Genomic DNA, 18,633 nt, shown 5'->3' with positions numbered 1-18,633 from the left:
CTCGGCATCCCGGGGATGTCGAGTCAGCCAGTTGGTCGTCAGCCGGGTGGGCTAGTTGAGCGTCGCCAGCTCGTCCGCCGGGTCCGCGCCGTTCGCGATGTTCTGCAGCACGACGCCGAGGTCGTTCTCCAGCCCGTCGTTGTCGGCCGAGACCAGCTTGCGCGGGTACTCGGCGGCTGCGAGCGCGTCGGTCACCTGCTGCACGCTCTCCAGCGCGGTCTCGTTCTCGTCCTCGGACAGCTCGGCGCTGACGTCGGTCGCCGCCGGGAAGCCCTGCAGGGTGTCGACCCAGATCTGCTGGCCCTCGCCCACCGTGAGGAACTCCGCGAACTTGGTGGCGGCGTCCAGCTTGGGCCCCTCCAGGTCGGCGCTCAGGGCGAGCGCGTAGTCCACGCCGCTGGTCGACGTCGCCTCGTCGTCACCGATCGTCGGGAACGGCGCCATGCCGAGGACGTCGTCCTCGACGGCGCTGCCCGGCGTCTCCGCGTTGCCGGCGAGCGCGGCGCTCACGTGCCAGGAGCCCGTCGGCATCGCCAGCGACTTGCGGGCGAGCAGGTAGTCGTCGCGCGCCGACGGGTAGGTCGTCGTCGACGTCGCCGCCTGCTGGAACACGCCGTCGTCGAACAGCTTCTGCCACGCGGTCGCGGCCTCGACGAGGGTGTCCGAGTCCCAGGGGGACTCGCCGGCGGCCGCGGCGTAGATCTCGCCGCCGTCGCCGTACTGGTTGCTCAGCCAGACGAAGAAGTCCGCGGCGTGCCAGGTGTCGGCGGCGCCCATCGCGAAGCTGGAGTACCCGGCGTCCTGCGCGGCCTTGCTCACCTCGACGAGGCTCGCGTAGTCGGTCGGCAGCTCCAGGCCCAGCTCGTCGAACAGGGTCTGGTTGTAGAGGTAGAACTCGCTGCCCGCCGTGAGGATCGGCAGCGCCTTGACCTCGCCGTCCGACGTCGTCGTCTCCTCCAGGAGCTCCGGCTTGACGCCGTCGATCCAGTCGGCGGCGTACTCCTCGGTGCCGAGCGCGTACTCCGCGTAGTCGTCGAACGCCGACGTGGTCTGGATGCCGTACATGTCCGGCACCTCGCCCGCGAGGATCAGGTTGTCGAGCTCGCTGAGGTAGTCGCTGGCGCCGTCCGCGCCCTGGAAGTCGATCTTGATGTCGGGGTTCTCGGCCTCGAAGGCCTCGACGATCGGCTGCCACTGCTCGAGCGACGGGATCCAGGTGCGGTAGGTGAGGGTGACTGTGCCGTCGTCGGCGACGCCGTCGTCCCCGCCCCCGGCGCAGCCGGCGAGCAGGACGAGGGCGGACGCCGCACCGGTGGCGGCGAGCAGACGACGGGGGACGGCACGAGGCGATCTGAACATTGATCCTCCTTGATGGTGAACAGTGCTGGTGCGGGCCGTTGGAACGGGTCGCGGGGTTTCCTTCAGCTCTTGACGGCGCCGGCCGTGAGGCCGGACTGCAGGTAGCGCTGGCTGAAGAGGTAGACGATGACCGAGGGGATGGTCATGAGGATCAGGCCCGCGTACAGCTGGCCGATCTGCTCCTGGCTCATCCGCTCGAACTGGAGCAGCGCGATGGCCTGGGTCACCGGGTACTTCTCGGGCGACGAGATGAGCAGGTTCGGGAGCAGGTACTCGTTCCAGGAGTACACGAACGAGAGCACGCTGACGTTGGCCAGGAGCGGCCCGCTCAGCGGCAGGAAGATGCGCCACAGGATCCCGAAGGGACGGGCGCCGTCGATGGTCGCGGCCTCGACGAGCTCGGTCGGGATGCCGTCGAAGTGGTTCTTGGTGAGCAGGAGCATCGTCATCACGTTGAACGCGACGAGCGGGATGATCACGCCGAAGTAGCTGTCGCGGAGCCCGAGGCTGTTGATCGAGAAGAACAGCGGGGTCACCACGGACGCCACGGGCACCGCGAGGCATGCGAGCAGGGCCCGGTAGAGGAACACCCGGCCGGGGAACCGCATCCGGGAGAACGCGTAGCCGCCCAGGCAGGAGATGACGACGATGACCACGGTGGACCCGCCGGCCATCAGGAAGCTGTTCCCGATCGCCGACCAGTAGTTGAACTGGTCGTGGTTCAGGACCGCCGCGTAGTTGCCGACGCCGCCCACGGCGAACGACTTCTGGATCGCCACCACGATGGGGTAGATCCACATGATCGCGAGGATGCCGAGCACCCCGTACATGGCGACCCAGGCGAGGAGCCTCTTGCGCTTCATCGGTTCAGTTCTCCCGGTTGCTGAGACGCATCTGGACGACGGCCAGGGCGAACGCGACGACGAGGATGACGATGCCGATCGCGGACGAGTAGCCGGCCTCCCGGTCGAGTCGCGCCTGGTAGAGGAAGGTGCTGAGGAAGTGGGTCGAGACGCCCGGCCCGCCCTGCGTCGTCAGCCACACGGAGTCGAAGGTCTTGAGCGAGCCGACGATGCCGAGGGTGATCAGCACGCTCGTGGTGCCGCGCAGCGACGGGATGGTGATGCTGAACAGGCGGCGCCACCAGCCGGCGCCGTCGAGCTCCGCGGCCTCGTAGAGCTCGTCGGGGATGGCCATCAGGCCGGCGAAGTAGACCATCATCGAGAAGCCCATCCACGAGAAGACGTTGATGGCCGAGATGGACCAGACGCCGAGGTCGGCGCCGAGCCACTGGATGGTGTCGTTCGCGCCGAGCAGCCCCAGCGCGCGCAGCGTCTCGTTCAGCGCGCCGTAGTTGGCCTCGAGCATGTACTTGAAGACCGTCGCGATGATCGCGGGAGCCATCGCGATGGGCGCGAAGAACAGCGCCTTGAAGAAGTTGCTCCCGGGGATGCGCTCCTTGGCGATCACGGCGATCAGCAGGCCGAGCACGGCCTGCAGGGTGACCGTGGCGATCATGAACTTCACCGTGTTGCCCAGGGCGATGTAGAACGTCCGGTCCTGGAACAGCTCGGCGTAGTTCGCCAGCCCGATGAACTCCATGCGCGTCAGGCCGTTCCAGTCGGTCAGGCTCGCGTAGACGGCGAACCCGATCGAGAAGTACAGCAGCACGCCGGCGATGATCACGATGGGCGCCACGTAGAGGTAGGGCGCCCAGCGGCCGCCGAACGATCTCATTGACTCGACTCCTAGTACAGCGTTGAACTATTGGCCGGCCCTCAGCACTGTCGACTGCGGGGCAGGGGTCGCCGCCTCCGGATCGTCAGGTTTAGTTCGACGATGAACTGAGCGGCGGAGGTCAGGCTAGCACAGGCATAGGATGTCCCCTGCGCCAGCAAAGCCGCCTGGAATCCGGGGGCTTCCGGGGCCCGGGTGAGTGCCCGCGGCGCCGGCCGCCGGCGCACACCGAGGGGAGACTTTGTGGGACGGGTGCGACTGGCCGACGTCGCCGAGCGGGTCGGCGTGAGCACGAAGACGGTCTCGAACGTGGTCAACGGCACGGGATGGGTGAGCGAACCCGTGCGCAAACGGGTGCTCGACGCCATCGACGAGCTCGGCTATCGCCCCAACCTGGCCGCGCGCCAGCTCCGCAGCGGGTCGAGCGGCCTGCTCGGGCTGTGTGTGCCGAACCTGGGCGAGCCGTACTTCGCCGAGTTCGCCTCGGAGTTCGTCAGCGCCGCCCAGCGGCGCGGGCTCACCGTGCTCGCCACGCAGACCAAGGCCGAGCGCTCGGTCGAGCTCGCGATGCTGGAGAGCACCAACCTGCCGGCGCTCGACGGCCTCGTCTTCAGCCCGCTCACCCTCACGCCCGAGGACGTCGCGAACCGCCGCAGCACCGTGCCGCTCGTGCTCATCGGGGAGCACGGCGAGGCGCTGGCGTCCGACCGCGTGGCGCACGTGGGGCCGGACAACGTGGCAGCCGCCGAGGCCGCGACCCGCTACCTGATCGACCGCGGCCGCAAGCGCATCGCCGTGATCGGCATGCAGTCCCATGTCGCCGACACCGCCACGGTGCGCTTCGAGGGCTACCGCCGCGCGATGCGGACCAGCGGGCTGGAGGTCGACCCGAACCTGCTGGTCGAGGTGGAGCGGTTCAACCGCGCCGAGGGCTCGCGCGCGATCGAGGAGCTCCTGGCCCGGGGTGTCCCGTTCGACGGCGTGTTCTGCTTCAACGACTCCCTGGCCTTCGGGGCGCTGTACACCCTGGCCGTGCGTGGGATCACGGTGCCGGACGACGTGGTGGTGGTCGGCTTCGACAGCATCGAGGAGGGCCGGTACACCATCCCGCCGCTGCCGTCGGTCGACTCCGGCGTCGCGCGGTCCAGCGACACGATCCTCGACCTCCTGACCGGCCCGCGCGCGGACCTCCGGGGCCGCATCACGGTGCCGTTCGAGCTCGTGGAGCGCTGAACCCGGGGGCTCCGGGGGCGGGCGAGGCCGTCCGGCCGCACGATGGGCAGATGTCCAGCCTGCTGCACGGCGTCCGCTCGGTGGTCGCACCGTTCACCCGCACGCGGTTCTTCCGCTCCGTCGGCCCCGTGGTGCTGCCGCCCGCCGAGCGGGCGCTCGCCTGGTGCTCGGGCGGGCGCCTGCAGATCAGCGCGCTGCTGGTGCCGTCGCTCGTGCTGCACACCCGCGGCGCGAAGTCGGGGAAGCCGCGCGACACCTACCTCATGTACACGCCCGACGGCCCGGGCCGGGCGATCGTGGCGGGCTCGGCGTTCGCCCAGGACCGGCACCCCGCGTGGACCTACAACCTGCTGGCCCACCCCGACGCGAGCATCAGCGTGAGCGGCCGCCACATCCCGGTGCACGCGACGCTCGTGGAGGACGGCGAGCGCGACGCGATCTGGGGGCAGATCGAGCGGCAGTGGCCGGGCTACCGCGGCTACGAGCGGACGTCGGGCCGCGAGGTGCGCCTCTTCCGCCTGGAGCGGCCGCAGCGGGCGTAGCCTCGTAGGCCGGGCGTAACCTCGCAGGCATGGCGTACGACCGGGTCCTGGCCGACGAGATCAGGCATGCCCTGGCCGGCGAGGACGGGCTCTCCGAGAAGCACATGTTCGGCGGGCTGTCGTTCCTGGTGGGCGGCAACCTCGCCGTCGCGGTGCGCGACGACGGCCTGCTGGTCCGGGTCGGCGCCGACGCCGCCGAGGAGCTGGCGCGCACCACGGCCGCCGGGCGCGCGGTGATGGGCGCCCGGACCATGGCCGGCTGGCTGGAAGTCCCGGCGGCGGCCGTCGCCACGGAGGCGGAGCTCAGCGCCTGGGTGCGGCGCGGGGTCGGCTTCGCCCGGTCGCTGCCGGCCAAGTAGGCTCACGACTGTCGCGCCAGCATCTCGCCGATCACGCGGGCACCCTGCGGGAACGCACCCGGGTTCGGGCCCGAGTAGTTGAGCCGCAGGTAGGCGCCGGTCGGCTCGGCCGGGAACCACTCGTCCCCCGCCGCGATGATCACGCCCGACGCCTCGCAGTCCCGGACGAGGCGGGCGACGTCCGTCGTGTCGGGGAAGCGGACCCAGAGGTTCAGGCCGCCCCGGGGCACGGCCTCGACGCGCGCGGCCGGGACGTGCTCCCGCAGCGCGCCGAGCAGGAGGTCGCGCCGGCCGGCGAGCTGCTGGCGCAGCCCGCGCAGGTGGGTGCGCCAGGCGGGCTGGGTCACGACGTCGAGCGCGACGGCCTGCAGCATGCCGCTCACGTACATGGACTCGGCCTGGGCGCCGGCGAGGATGCGGTCACGGGCCGGCCCCCGGGCGACGAGCCCCGCCACCCGGACCGCCGGCGAGACGCTCTTGGACAGGGAGCGCAGGTAGACCACGTGGCCGTCGTCGTCGCGGGTCGCGAGGGGCACGACGTCCTCGGTGATGCCGAAGTCGTGCGCCCAGTCGTCCTCGATCACGTACGCGCCGTGCTGCCGGGCCAGCCGGAGCACCTCGTCGCACAGGTCGGGCGACCAGCGGGCTCCCGTGGGGTTGGCGAAGTGCGGCTGCGCGTAGAAGGCGCGCGCCCCGGTCTGCTCGAACGCGCGCGCGAGCACCTCCGGGTCCGGCCCCTCGGGGCCGCTGGGCACGGGGACGACCCGCACCCCGACCTGGTCGGCCGCGAGCAGGGCGCCCCAGTAGGTGGGCGACTCGACCAGCAGCGGCCGGCCCGCGCCGACCAGGGCACGGAAGGTGATGCTGAGGCTGCTCTGGCTGCCGGGGAAGACGACGACGTCGCTCGGCGCCGGCGGGGCCACGCCGGCCGGTGACGCGCCGCCGACCTCGGCCGCGAACCAGGCCTGCAGCTCCGGGACCCCGGCGGCGGGCGACCGGGTCACCGCGGCCTCGCTGCGCGCCGCCCGGGTGAAGGCGGCGCGGACCAGCCGCTCGGGCAGCAGCTCGCGGTCCGGGTACCCCGAGTGCAGCGCGACGACGTCGTTCGGGACGGTGTGCTGGGCCCGCGAGAGCTGCTGGGCGGGCTGCTGGCGGGGGCCGAGCGCCGCCGTCTGCCAGCCGAAGTCGTGGGGGCGGGCCACCCGCACGGCCCGGACGAACGTGCCGATCCCCGGCCTGGTCTCCACCACGCCCTGCGCCACCAGGGTGCGCAGCGCCTTCTGCACCGTGACCGGACTCGCCCCGTAGCGGGCCACGAGCTCCCTGCTGGACGGCAGGCGCGCGCCGGGTGCCGCGGCCGCGATCCAGTCGTGCAACCCGACGACGATCCGTCCGCTGCTATCGTCATACATGACAGCCAACAGTAGCGCTACCCTCACGACGGACCGTCCGCTATCGGCCTCGCGCGCCGGCCACTGGTGGGGGCTCCTCGGGGTGCTGGCCTTCTCGTTCACCCTTCCCTTCACCCGCGTGATCGTCGGCTCCGGCGCCATGTCGCCGCTGTTCGTGGCATGCGGGCGGGCGGTCGTGGCCGCGCTGCTGGCGGGGGCCGCGCTCGCGATCACGCGGCAGCGCCGGCCCCGCGGCGTCCAGTGGGCGCGGCTCGCGGTCGTCGCGGCCGGCGTGGTCGTCGGCTTCCCGGTGCTGACGTCGTTCGCGCTGACCACCGCGTCGGCCAGCCACGCCGCGGTCGTGATCGCCCTGCTGCCCGCGGCCACCGCGGTACTGGTGGTCCTGCGCGGGCACGAGCGGCCCCGCGCGTCGTTCTGGGTGATGGCCGCCCTGGGCGCGGCCGCGGCGATCACGTTCGCCTCGGTCCAGGGCGACGGGTTCGGCGGCCTGCACGGGCCGGACCTGCTCCTGCTCGCCGCCGTGGTCGCCTGCGGGTTCGGGTACGCGGAGGGCGGGCTGCTCTCGCGCGAGCTCGGTTCGTGGCAGACGATCTCCTGGGCCCTGGTGCTCGCCGCGGTGCCGATGGCACTGCTCACAGCGGTCGCGGTGGTGCGACAGCCGCCGTCGGGCACGCCGCTCGACTGGGCGCTGTTCGGCTACCTGGGGGCGGTGAGCATGTTCCTGGGCTTCGTCGCCTGGTACCGCGGCCTCGCGATCGGCCCGATGGCGCAGGTCAGCCAGGTGCAGCTGGTCCAGCCCGTGCTGGGGATCGGCTGGGCGGCGCTGCTCCTGCACGAGCAGGTCGGCTGGCCGACGGCGCTCGGCGGGGCGGCCGTGATCCTCTGCGCCGGCGTCGCCGTCCGGTCCCGCCTGCGGCAGCCCGGCTGAGGTGCACCGCCCGGCGTCGGGCAGACTGGGCGCACACCCCGACCCTCCTCCGGAAGGATCCCGCATGCCCCCGATGTCCCGTCTGGGCCGCCTGTTCGCCGTCGTCGCCTGGATCGAGGCGTTCACCTGGGCCGGACTGCTGGTCGGGATGTTCCTCAAGTACGTCACCGGGACCACCGAGGCCGGGGTGTGGCTGTTCGGGCGCCTGCACGGCGGGGCGTTCGTGCTCTTCGTGGTGGTCACGCTGGTCGTGGGGGTCAGGCTGCGGTGGGGCTGGTTCCGGACGCTCGTGGCGCTGGCATCGTCCGTCCCGCCGCTGACCACGCTGCTCGCCGAGTGGTGGCTGAAGCGGACGGGCCACCTCGCGGACCCTGCCGACCGCGAGGCCGCGCGGGAGCAGGACGCGGAGCTGCAGCCCACGCGCTGACCGCACGGGCCGCGCCGGGACGTGCGGAAAAGCACATGTGCCGCGCGGCAACGGTGTCGTAGCATCGAGTGTCGGCTGTGCGGCACAGGGCCCGGCCGACGCACCGGTCCCACACGGACCGGTCGACCACGAGGAGCGAGAGATGCGGGTATTCACCGCGGGATGCGGGGCGGCCGTCTCGGCCTGCTCGGGCAGCGCCCGGACCCGCGCTACAGCTCTCTGACCTGGCAATACGGCTCGGAGGGCAGGCGCGGCATCGTCCCCTGCCCTGCCGCCAGCCGGCCCGGTGCACCGAATGTCTCGGTGCCCGCGGCGACGTCGTGCACCCGCGCGACCAGGAAAGCCGGCCGGTGGCCTCCGCACGATCGGAAGCCGAGAAACCTGATGAACCCCCTGACCGAGAAGCAGATCCGCGCGTCCTTCCAGAACGCGAGCAAGCGGGAGGCCGCGCAGGCGACCCTCCCCGACCTCGACACCCTCGACTGGGAGCGCCTCGACTACCTCGGATGGCATGACCGCAAGGCGCCGCTGTCCGCGTACGTGGTGCTCGAGCTCGACGGCGAACCGACCGGGGTGCTGCTGCGCTCCACCGACGCCAAGGCGGGCGGCAAGCGCACCAAGGGCGTCTGCGCCTGGTGCGAGGACGTCGTCGTCACCGAGGACGTGTCCCTCTACGTCGCCAAGCGGGGCGGCGCCTCGGGGCGCAACGGCAACACGATCGGCACGCTGATCTGCACCGAGTTCGTCTGCTCCCGCAACGTGCGGCGCACGCCCACGTTCACCGAGGCCGGCAACGACCCGGCCATGCGTGAGCTGATCACCGACCGCCGCATCGCCGGTCTGCGCGAACGCGCCGCTCGGTTCGTGGCAGAGGTCGGCAGTACGCGCTGACCTTCGCGTCGGGCGCACAGGTCCCGCGGGCCTGTGCGTCCGACATCCGCGGGGGGTGCGGTGGGGACGCCGAGTGGGCACACCGGCGGTGGTTCACGCCGGCACGCCGTCCTCGGCCCGCAGGCGCGCGGCGGCCGAGATGGCGGCCTCGCACCACACGACGGCGGGCCGGTCGACGGCGCCGCGCATCACGATCTGGCGGCACAGCTCGCCCAGCCCCTCGGTGGCCGCCCGCTCGGCGTCCACCCCGGGGAACATCCGGTGCACGGAGAAGACGACGGCGCGGCGGTGCGCGGCCCACTCCGAGGGGTTCGAGGCCAGCCCGTAGGTCCTGCTCTTCGTCGCGGTCATGCAGTACAGACGCGGCGACCCCGCCGATGTCACAGCACTTCGGCAACTTCCTTCGCGGCGGTCTCCCGGCGTCGCGACGTAACCTCGCCACGTGCCCCTCTCCGACCGCGAGCCCCGCCTCGACTCCGCCGACACCCCGGTCCTGTTCGCCGCCTACCTGGACTACTACCGGCAGGCCGTGGACAGAAAGGTGCGCGGCCTGTCCGACGCCGACCTGCGCGCCTCCCGGTTGCCGTCCGGCTGGTCGCCGCTCGAGCTGCTGATCCACCTGGTGCACATGGAGCGCCGCTGGTTCCGGTGGGGTTTCCTGGGCGAGCAGGTCGACCGGCCCTGGGGCGACCACGCGGGCCAGGACCCGCACGGGCCGTGGGCGGTGCCCGACGGCGTGGGCCCGGACGAGCTCCTCGCGGCACTGCACGCCGGGGGCGAGGCGACGCGCGAGGTGCTCGCCACGCACGACCTCGCGGAGCACGGGGCGCTCGGCGGCCGGTTCACCACGGACCCGCCCACGCTCGCCTGGATCTGCTTCCACGTGCTGCAGGAGTACGCCCGGCACGCGGGGCACCTGGACATCGCCGCCGAGATCGCGGGCGGCGTGACGGGCGAGTAGCCGCCCGCACACGACCTGCACGGATGTCCACCGCGGCGCGCGCATCTCGCGGCTAGCCTCCGGGCATGCGCACCCCGCTCGAAGATCGTCCGCCCAGGTCAGCACTGCGCACAGGCCTGTGGACGACGGGGGCCGGGGTGGCCGTCCTCGCCGTCCTCGGCGTGCTCGTGGCGACCGGGACGGTGTGGCCGAACCGGGTCCCTGCGGCCGCCTACGAGGTGCGGGGCGTGGACGTCTCGCACTACCAGGGCGAGATCGACTGGCACGTGCTCGCCGCGCAGGACCTCGACTTCGCGTGGATCAAGGCCACCGAGGGTGCGTCGCACACCGACCAGCGGTTCGCGGAGAACTGGGCGGCCGCGACGCGGACGGACCTGCTCGTGGGGGCGTACCACTTCATGAGCTTCGAGAGCCCGGGGGCGGAACAGGCCGCGCACCTCGCGAGCGAGGTGCCCGCGACCCCGGGCACGCTCCCGCCCGTCGTCGACCTCGAGTTCTACGGGCCCTACTTCGACGACCCGCCGACGCCGGAGCAGGTGCGCGCGATCCTCGACCCGCTCGTCGCGGGCATCGAGGAGCACTACGGCGTGCCGCCGATCGTGTACGCGACCGAGGAGGCCTACGACCTCTACGTCGCGGGCCGCTACCCCGACCTGCCGGTCTGGATCCGGTCCGTCGCGTGGACGCCCGGGCTTTCCAACGGCCGGGACTGGACCGTCTGGCAGTACTCGAACCGCGACCGGCTGGCCGGGTACGACGGCGCGGAGCCGTACATCGACCTCAACGTCTTCGCGGGTACGCGCGAGGAGCTGGCTGACCTCACGCTGCCCTGACCTGCGGCGCGGCGGTCCGGGCAGGTCAGGGCAGGTCAGGACAGGTCAAGGCAGGACAGGTCAGGGCAGGGCGATGGTCCCGACCAGGCCGTCGTCGTGCTCGGCCACCTCGAAGCCGATGCGCTCCAGCGTCCTGCGCGCGGGTGTGCTCGCCACGGTGCGGGCCACGAGCCGCCGGGCGTCCATGGTCCGCGCGGCGGCGAGCGCCCAGTAGGCCACCTCGTCCGCGATGCCGTGGCCGCGGTAGGACTCGCCCAGCCAGAGACCGACCTCGCGCGCCGTGGGGTCGTCGTCGACCAGGGCGAGGCGGGCGGCTCCCACGATCCGGCCCTGGGCCTTGACCGCCCAGGTCACCTCGGGGACCGGAGCGGTCAGGTTGACCCGGCACCGGCGGTGGTAGTCGCGGAACGCGCCCTTGCGCAGCTCGGTCCACGTTGTGCGGGCCTCGTGCGTGGACTCGCCGGACGCGGGCGGCATCACCTCGCCGGGCTGAGCCTCGGCCACGGCCAGGGCGAGCAGGTCTTCGAGCACGTCCTCGCCGACCGGAACGAGGTCAACCATCATCTGTGATGTCACGTCGCGGATGATAGTCCGATTTCGTAGCATCCGATGCTACTGAAATATTCAACCACTTCCTCTATGGACAAAGCGGGCATCTCGGAAAAGACTGAGGCCACCGTTTCTGGACCTGATCATGAGGAGTGCTCGTGGAGACCGTGGTACTTGATCCCGCCGGCGGCGCCGTGCTCGAAGAGGCCGCTCGCCTGCGCGCGACGGGCCCGGTCGCACGCGTCTCGCTCCCCGGCGGAGTGGAGGCGTGGACGGTCACCGACGTGGCGCTGCTCCGCCCCATGCTGGTCGACCCGCGGATCTCCAAGGACTCCCACCAGCACTGGACCGCGCTCGCCGACGGCACGATCACCCCGCAGTGGCCGCTGTACACCTGGGTCACGAGCAAGTCGATGTTCAACTCGTACGGGGACGAGCACCGCCGGCTGCGCAAGTCCGTGGCGCGCGCCTTCACCGCGCGGCGCACCCGGGAGATGCGGCCCGCGGTCGAGGCGGCCACCGCCGCGACGCTCGACCGGCTCGCCGCGGCGGGCGCCGACGGCGCGGTGGTGGACCTGCGCGAGCTGTTCGCCTACCCGATCCCCATCGAGGTGATCTGCGACCTGATCGGGGTGCCCGCGGAGGTCCGCGGCGACATGCGCCGCTGCGCGGACGCCCTGATGGACACGAGCACGACGGCGGCCGAGGCCCTGGCGACGCAGATCGAGCTGGGCAAGCTCATCGCGGGGCTGGTCCAGGCCAAGCGCGAGACGCCCGGCGAGGACCTGACCAGCACGGTCGCCGAGGCGCTCACGGACGAGGAGGCGGTCTCGACCGTCCGGCTGATGCTGATCGCCGGCCACGAGACCACCGTGAACCTGCTGGCCTCGGCCACCCGCCTGCTGCTGACCCACCCCCAGGTGCTGGCCGCGGCCCGCGCGGGCGAGGTCTCCTGGTCGGCCGTGGTCGACGAGACCCTGCGGGTCGCCCCGCCCGTGGTCTACATCCCGCTGCGCTTCGCGGTCGAGGACCTGGAGCTCGGCGGCGTGCAGATCCGCAAGGGCGACCCGATCATCGCGGCGTTCGGCGCCCCGGGCCGGGACCCCGCCGTGCACCAGGAGCCCGCGGTGTTCGACCCCGCGCGGTCGGACCGGACGCACCTCGCGTTCGGCGGCGGGGCCCACCACTGCCCCGGCGAGCCGCTGGCGCGGCTGGAGGCCGAGGTCGCGCTGCCGGCGCTGTTCGAGCGCTTCCCCGACCTCCGGCTCGTCGAGCCGGACGGCGACCACGGGCAGGTGCCCGGCTTCGTGGCGAACGGCCCGGCGCGGCTGCCGGCGCGTCTGTCCTGACGATGGCGGCCGGGCACCGGGCGGGACGGCCGCGGCCGGGCGCCCGGCCTGTCGTCAGGCGTTGATGTCGCCGAACGCCGGGGCCCGCCGGTAGGTCACCGGCATCCGCTCGGGGTGCCGCACCCAGGGCGAGTGCGCCCAGGGCAGGCCCTCCTCCGGCACGTGGAGCTGCAGGTCCATGTGCCGGAGGAGCTGGTCCACCGCGATGCGCGCGATCAGGCGGGCCTGGCGCGGCGCCGGGCACGCGTGCGGTCCGGTGCCCCAGGACAGGTGGGCGCGGTTGCCCACCTCGTCCCACGGGTCGCTGGTGTGCACGGCCGGGTCGCCGTTGGCAGCGGCGATCGACAGCACCAGGGCGTCGCCCTTGTTGATCAGCCGCCCGCCCAGCTCGACGTCGTTGCGGGCGAACCGCAGCGCCGGGGACTGGGCGATCGGGGACTGGCGCCACAGCACCTCGTCGAGGGCGTCGTCCAGCCCGACCCGGCCGCCGGTCACCCGGGAGGCGAGCTGCCGGTCGGACAGCCGCAGGTGCAGGGTCTGCGTGATCCACGCGGTGAGGAAGATCGCGGCGGCGTGCATCGGGACCACGGCCGTCGAGGCGATCTCGCCGTCGTGCGCGAAGTTCTGGTGCACCGCGAGGAACGAGATCAGGTCCTGCCCGCCGTCCTGCCTGCGCTGCTGGATGTGCTGCAGGATCGTGCCGGCGACCCGGGCCTGCGCGGCGGCCACCTCGTCGCCGTCGGCCACCACCACCTTGGCGGAGTCGGCCATGAGCTGCGCGCCCGTCTCGAGGTCGAACCCGAGCAGCGTCGTCATCGCGAGGAAGCCCATGGGCTGGCAGAACGACCGGACCAGGTCGGTGGTGCCGCTCGGGCCCATGCGGTCGATGATCCGCCGGCACAGGTCGGTGATGCTGTCGCGGACGATCCGCTCGTCGAGCTGCTCCAGGGCGTCGTCCAGCGGCTTGCGGAGCCGGCGCCGCTCCTCGCCGTCGTGGTGGAACGACGACGGCCGCGGATCGGCCGGCGCGAACGTGGCGATCGCCGTGCCGGGCGGCAGCAGGCCCTCGTAGTTCCACCGCCAGGTGCGCGGGTCCTTGGCGAAAGCGGCCTCGGAGCGCATCACATGACAGCTCTCCTGGTGGCCCATGACCAGCCACGCGGGCACCCCGGCCTCGATCTCGACCGGAGCCACGGCACCCCAGCGGGCGCGCAGCGCGTCGTACGCCGCCTGCGGGTCCGGGCTGCTGGTCAGCGCCGTCAGGGAGACCAGGCCCGTCAGGTTCGTCAACGAGTCCGTCTCGTACCGAATTGTCCGCTGTGTCATGGCCGCCATCCGACCACAGGCACCTGGCGGTCCGGAAGGTCCAGCCGGTTCCGCGCGCGGGTGGTTTTTCCTCTGCCGAATCCGCCCCGGACGGGCCGCGGGTGCCGCTAGGCGGATCTCGCGTAGTCCACGCGCCCCAGGCCGAGCCACGTCGCGAGCCGCTCGATCTCCGCGTGCACCGCGTCCATCGTGGCCCCGTCGAACGGCAGGTCCTCGTGCACCGCGAAGACGTTCAGCACGCTCTCCTTGCGGTCCGCCTTCGCGTCGAGCTTTCCCACGAACCGCTCGCCGTGCAGGATCGGCAGCGCGAAGTACCCCCAGCGCCGCTTCCCCTTCGGCTTGTACATCTCCAGCGTGTACTCGTAGCCGAACAGGTCGAGCAGCCGGGCGCGGTCGGCGGCGATCGCGTCGAACGGGGACAGCAGGGCGGTCCGCGGCTCGAACTCGTCGTCCGCGTGCTCCAGCAGCTCCGGGTCCACCCGCCACTCGCCGTCGACGCCCTCGACCTGGACCACCTCGCCCGGCAGGTCGACCCACCAGGCGCCGTCGCCGGACCGGCCCTGCGCCCGCTTGCGCGCGATGCCCTCCGCAGCCAGCCGACGGTCGACCCGCTCGCGCAGCGCGTCCGCGAGCGGCACCGCCTCGACCTGCGGATAGACCCGGTCGGCGAGGTCCCACAGCCGCTGGCGGCCCTTGCGCCCCACCATCGCGAGCTTGCCCTGCATGTTCAGCGCCTCGAGCATCTCGGCCACGCTGCGCCGGCTGCTCCACCCCTCGGCGCCCCAGGTGAACGGGACGCGGGCCGTGTCGGGCACGTCCTTGGCGAGCACCGGCCCCTCCGCCTCGACCAGCGCCAGCACCTCGCGCTCGAACTCCGCGTTGTCGGCGAGCCACTGCCGCATGGTCTCGTTCTGCGGCCACTGCCCCATCTGCTCCAGGTACAGCGGCAGGTCGCCCATCGACCGCACGGTGCCGCGGAGCTGGAACAGCATGCGGTCCGTGATCGCGTCGTCGACCGCGCCCACCCAGTACTCGTTCCCGAGCCGCGACCAGGCGACGAGGTCCACCGCCGGGGCCACCGCCGACGTCGGGTCCACCGCGAGGAACGTGAGGTCCTCCACCAGGTGCACCAGGTCGACCGGCCGGTGGGCGTCGAGGAGCTGGGCACGGAGCGCGATGCGACGCGCCTGCTGCACGGTGAGCCGATGGGTGGCCATGCCGCGAGGATACGGAAGCACACCCACAGTCACCCGGACGCCCCGCTCAACCTTTCGCCGTGCCGAACCGTGAAGGAGGCATGAGCATGCCAATGGTCGCGGGGCGCTCGAGCCCCGACCCGGTCCACGCCGCCGACGCCGACGCCGCCCCCGGCGACGCGGTGGTCGACGTCACGGTGGCGCGCGACAAGGAGGCCGAGTTCGCCTCCTTCATGTCGCGCTCCGCCCCCGCCCTCGCGCGCACCGCCTGGTTGCTGTGCGGCGACCCGCACCAGGCCGAGGAGCTGGTGCAGCAGGCCCTGATGAAGACGTACCTGGCCTGGCCGAGGGCCCGCCAGGGCGAGCCGCTCGCGTATGCGCGGCGCGTGCTCGCGAACCTGCGGATCGACGGCTGGCGGCGCCGGCGCCGGGAGGTCCTCATGGCCTCCGACGCCGTGCCCGACCGGCCGGACGGCGCCGGGAGCACCGCCGACCTGCACGCCGAGCGGGACCGCCTGGTCCGCGCGCTCCGCCTGCTCCCCACCCGGCAGCGCCGGATCGTGGTGCTCCGGCACCTCGAGGGCCTCCCCGAGCGCGAGGTCGCCGACGCGCTCGGCGTCACGGTCGGCACGGTGAAGTCCACCGCGTCCCGCGGCATCGGGCGCCTGCGCGAGATCCTGCAGGGTTTCGACGCGACCGACGCGACCGACGCGACCGACGCGGCCGACGCGACCGACGCGACCGACGCGACCGATCGGCCCACCGACAACGAGAGGAGCGGGTCATGAACCCCGACGAGCAGTTCGCCGAGTCCCTGCGCGCCCAGGTCACACGGGTCGCGCCGCGGATAGACGTCGACGTCACGCGCGTCGTCCCCGCTGCCCGACGCCGGCGGGCCGCCCGGGCGGGCGGCATCACCCTGGCCCTGGCGCTCGCCCTCGGGGGCGGGGCCTGGGTGGCCACCACGCTGGAGCCCACCGTCGTCGTGCCTGGAGGGTCGACGACGGTGCCGGTCGAGCCGTCGCCGTCGCCGACCGGGCCGCCCCTGACGTCGAGCGAGAAGGACCGCCTGGCCGACGAGCCGAGCCACCCCTTCCTGCCGGGCGAAGCCGCGTTCATGCCGCCCGAGGGCTGGCGGGATGCGACGTACTACCACGTGGTGACGCGCAGGACCTCGGCCGAGGACCCCACGGGCGACCCGCCCCTGGGTACCGAGCGGTGGTACGGCGACGGCATCAGCTTCGAGCTCACCCAGCACGGTCCGGAGCTGATGGCGCTGGGCGACAAGGTCGACTTCGAGGGCGGGAACCCTGTCGCCTACACCTGGACGGACGTGGCGGAGCTTCCCACCGAGCCGGGACCGCTGCACGCGGCACTGCGTGACCTCTACCCTGCGACCCAGCGGAACTGGGCCGTGCCCGACGCCGCTTCCCGGCTGGTCAGCCAGGCCCCGGCCGCGCCGGAGCTCCGGGCCGCGGCATGGCACCTGCTGCTCGCCCTGCCGAACGTCGAGGTGGACCTGGACGCCCGCGACTCGGAGGACCGGCCAGGTACTGCCTTGACCTACGAGACGCCCGACACGACCACGACGGTGATCTTCGACGGGGAGCAGAACCTCCCGCTCGAGCGGGAGTGGGTCAAGGGATCGATCCACACCCGCGAGACCTACCTCACGACCGAGTTCACGGACCTGCCCGACGAGGTCGCCGACAGCGTCATCGAGGTGCCCGACCTCGCTGCCATGACGCGTGAGGACGTCGAGGTCGCGTGCCAGCAGAAGCACCTGACCTGCGTGATCGAGGAGGCCGCGTCCGACACGGTGCCCGAGGGGACCGTCGTCTCGTCCGATCCCGTGCAGGGCGCACTCGTCAGCTGGGGTGCCCTGGTCACGGTGGTGCTCTCCACCGGGCCCTGACCCGCCCGCACCCGAAGGCCCGCCACGGGCCCCGGGCTGCGCCGGATGCTCCCGAGCCCGGCGTAGCCTGGGGCCCGTGGCTCACGCCTACCGCACCAGCACCAGGATCGATGCGCCCGCCGACGTCGTCTGGCAGATCCTGTCCGACGTCGAGCGGATGCCGTCGTGGACCGGCTCGATGAGCCGTGTGACGCTGCTGGGCCCCGAGCGGGCGATCGTCGTCGGGTCCCGCGTGGAGATCGACCAACCGGGGCTGCCGACGGCGACCTGGGAGGTGGACGGCCTCACCGACGGGCAGGGCTTCTCCTGGTCGAGCAGCTCCACCCCCGGCGTCCGGACCGGGATCGCGCACCGGGTCACGCCGCTGCGCGGCGCCGGGCCGGACGGCGACGGGCCGGACGGCGGTGCCGCGTGCGAGGTGACCATGGTCGTCGCGCAGAGCGGGATGCTCGCCGGGCTGACCAACCAGGTGGTGGGGTCCAGGTCGCGCGAGCTGGCGGACACGGAGCTGGCCGATCTCAGGGCCGAGGCGGAGCTCCGGGTGCGGGACAAGGGCTGACACACCGACGGAGAGGCGCGTGTCGCATCATTTCGTCCACTGTTCTTTCATAGCCGTCAGGACCGCATTTCGGTGTTGAAAATGCTCCTTACGCTGGGAAAAGGCATCTGGTCGAAAAGTTACGCGCGTTTCGGACAGGCCGATACTTCACGACAAGTGTTATCTGATCGAGACAAGGTGGGTACCCGTATGTAGCGTCAGATTCGCTGCGCCCACCGGAGGCGCAGCCGCGGGCCCCATTCCCCAGACCGGTACGGGACCGCGCAACCGGCGACTTGGAGAACTTCGGTGAGTACCACCGTCCGACGCGGTCGACACCGCGCCGATCATGCTCCTAGCACTCACTTCATGTCCGTCACACGCACCGCAGCTCGTTCCGGTGCAGTGATCGCGGCATCATCCGGACTTCTCGCCACGGCGTTCGCACCCAGCGCACACGCGATCGCGGGAGACGGTTCGAACCGACTGGCCAAGGAAGTCGCGACGGCACCAGCGGTGCTGGTCGCGAACGACGCGCGGCTCACCATCGAGAGCAAGGCCGTCAAGGTCACCCCCGCTCCCGAACCCGAGCCGGAGCCGGTCGTGGAGACCACCACAGAGCAGGTGACCGCAACGACCGCGGCCGCCGAAGAAGCCGAGCCGGCCACCCCGGACTACGCGTCCGACGGTTCCATCGGAGCCCAGGCCGTCTCGATCGCGATGCAGTACATCGGCATCGCCTACGCGTACGGCGGCAGCTCGCCCGCCACCGGGTTCGACTGCTCGGGCCTGGTCAAGTACGTGTACGCGCAGCTCGGCGTCGAGCTGCCGCACTCGTCGTCGTCGATGGTGGCCACCGGGTACCAGGTGTCGTCGCCGATCCCGGGCGACATCGTGTGGACCCAGGGGCACGTGTCCCTCTACGCCGGCGACGGCATGGTGGTCGAGGCCGCCAACTACGGCAGTCCTGTGCGCTACACCGAGCAGTGGCAGGACTACGCGGTCTACATCCGCCCGTACTGAGCCACACCGAGAACGCACCGACAACCAGAGCGCAGGAGCACCGCGGCGTGGGCCG

General features: G+C 72.3%; 21 protein-coding genes. 13 read left to right on the top strand and 8 right to left on the bottom strand.

Annotation, left to right across the window (positions count from 1 at the left end; all coding sequences use genetic code 11):
• Nucleotides 1-51: 51 nt before the first annotated feature.
• The 3 genes from ACFWEJ_RS15905 to ACFWEJ_RS15895 form a co-directional block, all read right to left on the bottom strand.
• On the bottom strand, nt 52-1,359 hold the full coding sequence (locus ACFWEJ_RS15905) for an ABC transporter substrate-binding protein (protein ID WP_377230179.1): 1,308 nt from the start codon (nt 1,357-1,359) through the stop codon (nt 52-54).
• A gap of 62 nt (nt 1,360-1,421) precedes the next feature.
• Nucleotides 1,422-2,222, bottom strand: coding sequence for a carbohydrate ABC transporter permease (locus tag ACFWEJ_RS15900; protein WP_377230178.1), 801 nt, complete (start codon nt 2,220-2,222; stop codon nt 1,422-1,424).
• 4 nt (nt 2,223-2,226) lie between these two features.
• A complete protein-coding gene (locus tag ACFWEJ_RS15895; protein WP_377230177.1) occupies nt 2,227-3,096 on the bottom strand; it encodes a carbohydrate ABC transporter permease in 870 nt (289 codons plus the stop codon).
• 243 nt (nt 3,097-3,339) lie between these two features.
• Here ACFWEJ_RS15895 and ACFWEJ_RS15890 point away from each other — a divergent pair, with 243 nt between their 5' ends.
• The 3 genes from ACFWEJ_RS15890 to ACFWEJ_RS15880 are packed head-to-tail and all read left to right on the top strand — an operon-like array spanning nt 3,340 to nt 5,230.
• Complete coding sequence (locus ACFWEJ_RS15890) at nt 3,340-4,329, top strand: LacI family DNA-binding transcriptional regulator (RefSeq protein WP_377230176.1); 990 nt, start codon at nt 3,340-3,342, stop codon at nt 4,327-4,329.
• A 50-nt stretch (nt 4,330-4,379) separates the two neighbouring features.
• Nucleotides 4,380-4,871, top strand: a complete 492-nt coding sequence (locus ACFWEJ_RS15885) for a nitroreductase family deazaflavin-dependent oxidoreductase (protein ID WP_377230175.1) — start codon at nt 4,380-4,382, stop codon at nt 4,869-4,871.
• Nucleotides 4,872-4,900: 29 nt separating this feature from the next.
• The gene (locus ACFWEJ_RS15880; protein ID WP_377230174.1) at nt 4,901-5,230 is read left to right on the top strand and encodes a TfoX/Sxy family protein; all 330 of its coding nucleotides are present in this window, start codon (nt 4,901-4,903) and stop codon (nt 5,228-5,230) included.
• Nucleotides 5,231-5,232: 2 nt separating this feature from the next.
• Here the strand turns inward: ACFWEJ_RS15880 and ACFWEJ_RS15875 are convergent, their stop codons facing one another.
• Nucleotides 5,233-6,642, bottom strand: a complete 1,410-nt coding sequence (locus ACFWEJ_RS15875) for a PLP-dependent aminotransferase family protein (RefSeq protein ID WP_377230173.1) — start codon at nt 6,640-6,642, stop codon at nt 5,233-5,235.
• Here ACFWEJ_RS15875 and ACFWEJ_RS15870 point away from each other — a divergent pair.
• From ACFWEJ_RS15870 to ACFWEJ_RS15860, 3 genes are all read left to right on the top strand, one after another.
• A complete protein-coding gene (locus ACFWEJ_RS15870; RefSeq protein ID WP_377230172.1) occupies nt 6,641-7,570 on the top strand; it encodes a DMT family transporter in 930 nt (309 codons plus the stop codon). The genes ACFWEJ_RS15875 and ACFWEJ_RS15870 overlap by 2 nt on opposite strands.
• A 64-nt stretch (nt 7,571-7,634) precedes the next feature.
• Nucleotides 7,635-7,997 (top strand): DUF3817 domain-containing protein, encoded by a 363-nt coding sequence (locus ACFWEJ_RS15865; protein WP_377230171.1) that lies wholly within the window; start codon nt 7,635-7,637, stop codon nt 7,995-7,997.
• A 384-nt stretch (nt 7,998-8,381) separates the two neighbouring features.
• Nucleotides 8,382-8,888 (top strand): FBP domain-containing protein, encoded by a 507-nt coding sequence (locus ACFWEJ_RS15860; protein ID WP_377230170.1) that lies wholly within the window; start codon nt 8,382-8,384, stop codon nt 8,886-8,888.
• A 93-nt stretch (nt 8,889-8,981) separates the two neighbouring features.
• Here ACFWEJ_RS15860 and ACFWEJ_RS15855 read toward each other — a convergent pair whose 3' ends face one another.
• Nucleotides 8,982-9,239 (bottom strand): hypothetical protein, encoded by a 258-nt coding sequence (locus ACFWEJ_RS15855; protein WP_377230169.1) that lies wholly within the window; start codon nt 9,237-9,239, stop codon nt 8,982-8,984.
• A 91-nt stretch (nt 9,240-9,330) separates the two neighbouring features.
• Between ACFWEJ_RS15855 and ACFWEJ_RS15850 the strand changes: the two genes are divergently transcribed.
• Together ACFWEJ_RS15850 and ACFWEJ_RS15845 are read left to right on the top strand one after the other, a co-directional pair.
• Nucleotides 9,331-9,849, top strand: a complete 519-nt coding sequence (locus ACFWEJ_RS15850; protein ID WP_377230168.1) for a DinB family protein — start codon at nt 9,331-9,333, stop codon at nt 9,847-9,849.
• A gap of 65 nt (nt 9,850-9,914) precedes the next feature.
• Nucleotides 9,915-10,682 (top strand): GH25 family lysozyme, encoded by a 768-nt coding sequence (locus ACFWEJ_RS15845; protein WP_377230167.1) that lies wholly within the window; start codon nt 9,915-9,917, stop codon nt 10,680-10,682.
• A 60-nt stretch (nt 10,683-10,742) separates the two neighbouring features.
• Here ACFWEJ_RS15845 and ACFWEJ_RS15840 read toward each other — a convergent pair whose 3' ends face one another.
• Complete coding sequence (locus tag ACFWEJ_RS15840; protein ID WP_377230166.1) at nt 10,743-11,258, bottom strand: GNAT family N-acetyltransferase; 516 nt, start codon at nt 11,256-11,258, stop codon at nt 10,743-10,745.
• Between the two features lie 131 nt (nt 11,259-11,389).
• Here ACFWEJ_RS15840 and ACFWEJ_RS15835 point away from each other — a divergent pair, with 131 nt between their 5' ends.
• Nucleotides 11,390-12,580: a cytochrome P450 gene (locus ACFWEJ_RS15835; protein WP_377230165.1), complete on the top strand. Its 1,191-nt coding sequence runs from the start codon at nt 11,390-11,392 to the stop codon at nt 12,578-12,580.
• A gap of 54 nt (nt 12,581-12,634) precedes the next feature.
• Here ACFWEJ_RS15835 and ACFWEJ_RS15830 read toward each other — a convergent pair whose 3' ends face one another.
• Together ACFWEJ_RS15830 and ACFWEJ_RS15825 are read right to left on the bottom strand one after the other, a co-directional pair.
• Nucleotides 12,635-13,906, bottom strand: coding sequence for a cytochrome P450 (locus tag ACFWEJ_RS15830; protein WP_377230164.1), 1,272 nt, complete (start codon nt 13,904-13,906; stop codon nt 12,635-12,637).
• A gap of 107 nt (nt 13,907-14,013) precedes the next feature.
• Complete coding sequence (locus ACFWEJ_RS15825) at nt 14,014-15,123, bottom strand: DNA glycosylase AlkZ-like family protein (RefSeq protein ID WP_377230163.1); 1,110 nt, start codon at nt 15,121-15,123, stop codon at nt 14,014-14,016.
• An 80-nt stretch (nt 15,124-15,203) separates the two neighbouring features.
• Between ACFWEJ_RS15825 and ACFWEJ_RS15820 the strand changes: the two genes are divergently transcribed.
• The 4 genes from ACFWEJ_RS15820 to ACFWEJ_RS15805 all read left to right on the top strand — a co-directional run bounded on the left by ACFWEJ_RS15820 (nt 15,204) and on the right by ACFWEJ_RS15805 (nt 18,578).
• Nucleotides 15,204-15,890, top strand: coding sequence for a SigE family RNA polymerase sigma factor (locus ACFWEJ_RS15820; protein ID WP_377230162.1), 687 nt, complete (start codon nt 15,204-15,206; stop codon nt 15,888-15,890).
• Nucleotides 15,887-17,017 (top strand): PASTA domain-containing protein, encoded by a 1,131-nt coding sequence (locus ACFWEJ_RS15815; protein ID WP_377230161.1) that lies wholly within the window; start codon nt 15,887-15,889, stop codon nt 17,015-17,017. Before ACFWEJ_RS15820 ends, ACFWEJ_RS15815 begins: the two co-directional genes overlap by 4 nt.
• Before the next feature lie 76 nt (nt 17,018-17,093).
• Nucleotides 17,094-17,576, top strand: a complete 483-nt coding sequence (locus ACFWEJ_RS15810) for an SRPBCC family protein (RefSeq protein WP_377230160.1) — start codon at nt 17,094-17,096, stop codon at nt 17,574-17,576.
• A gap of 348 nt (nt 17,577-17,924) precedes the next feature.
• Nucleotides 17,925-18,578, top strand: a complete 654-nt coding sequence (locus tag ACFWEJ_RS15805) for a C40 family peptidase (RefSeq protein WP_377230159.1) — start codon at nt 17,925-17,927, stop codon at nt 18,576-18,578.
• The last annotated feature ends 55 nt before the right edge of the window (nt 18,579-18,633 follow it).

Source organism: Promicromonospora sp. NPDC060204, from assembly GCF_042728455.1.
Classification (GTDB): domain Bacteria; phylum Actinomycetota; class Actinomycetes; order Actinomycetales; family Cellulomonadaceae; genus Promicromonospora.
This window is presented reverse-complemented; position numbering and strand designations above follow the sequence as displayed.

Excerpts from the sequence above, each read along its gene's own strand:
- ACFWEJ_RS15905 (WP_377230179.1), bottom strand. The coding sequence starts at position 1,359 with ATGTTCAGATCGCCTCGTGCCGTCCCCCGTCGTCTGCTCGCCGCCACC.
- ACFWEJ_RS15900 (WP_377230178.1), bottom strand. The coding sequence starts at position 2,222 with ATGAAGCGCAAGAGGCTCCTCGCCTGGGTCGCCATGTACGGGGTGCTC.
- ACFWEJ_RS15895 (WP_377230177.1), bottom strand. The coding sequence starts at position 3,096 with ATGAGATCGTTCGGCGGCCGCTGGGCGCCCTACCTCTACGTGGCGCCC.
- ACFWEJ_RS15885 (WP_377230175.1), top strand. The coding sequence starts at position 4,380 with ATGTCCAGCCTGCTGCACGGCGTCCGCTCGGTGGTCGCACCGTTCACC.
- ACFWEJ_RS15880 (WP_377230174.1), top strand. The coding sequence starts at position 4,901 with ATGGCGTACGACCGGGTCCTGGCCGACGAGATCAGGCATGCCCTGGCC.
- ACFWEJ_RS15870 (WP_377230172.1), top strand. The coding sequence starts at position 6,641 with ATGACAGCCAACAGTAGCGCTACCCTCACGACGGACCGTCCGCTATCG.
- ACFWEJ_RS15875 (WP_377230173.1), bottom strand. The coding sequence starts at position 6,642 with ATGTATGACGATAGCAGCGGACGGATCGTCGTCGGGTTGCACGACTGG.
- ACFWEJ_RS15865 (WP_377230171.1), top strand. The coding sequence starts at position 7,635 with ATGCCCCCGATGTCCCGTCTGGGCCGCCTGTTCGCCGTCGTCGCCTGG.
- ACFWEJ_RS15860 (WP_377230170.1), top strand. The coding sequence starts at position 8,382 with ATGAACCCCCTGACCGAGAAGCAGATCCGCGCGTCCTTCCAGAACGCG.
- ACFWEJ_RS15855 (WP_377230169.1), bottom strand. The coding sequence starts at position 9,239 with ATGACCGCGACGAAGAGCAGGACCTACGGGCTGGCCTCGAACCCCTCG.
- ACFWEJ_RS15845 (WP_377230167.1), top strand. The coding sequence starts at position 9,915 with ATGCGCACCCCGCTCGAAGATCGTCCGCCCAGGTCAGCACTGCGCACA.
- ACFWEJ_RS15830 (WP_377230164.1), bottom strand. The coding sequence starts at position 13,906 with ATGACACAGCGGACAATTCGGTACGAGACGGACTCGTTGACGAACCTG.
- ACFWEJ_RS15825 (WP_377230163.1), bottom strand. The coding sequence starts at position 15,123 with ATGGCCACCCATCGGCTCACCGTGCAGCAGGCGCGTCGCATCGCGCTC.
- ACFWEJ_RS15820 (WP_377230162.1), top strand. The coding sequence starts at position 15,204 with ATGAGCATGCCAATGGTCGCGGGGCGCTCGAGCCCCGACCCGGTCCAC.
- ACFWEJ_RS15815 (WP_377230161.1), top strand. The coding sequence starts at position 15,887 with ATGAACCCCGACGAGCAGTTCGCCGAGTCCCTGCGCGCCCAGGTCACA.
- ACFWEJ_RS15805 (WP_377230159.1), top strand. The coding sequence starts at position 17,925 with ATGTCCGTCACACGCACCGCAGCTCGTTCCGGTGCAGTGATCGCGGCA.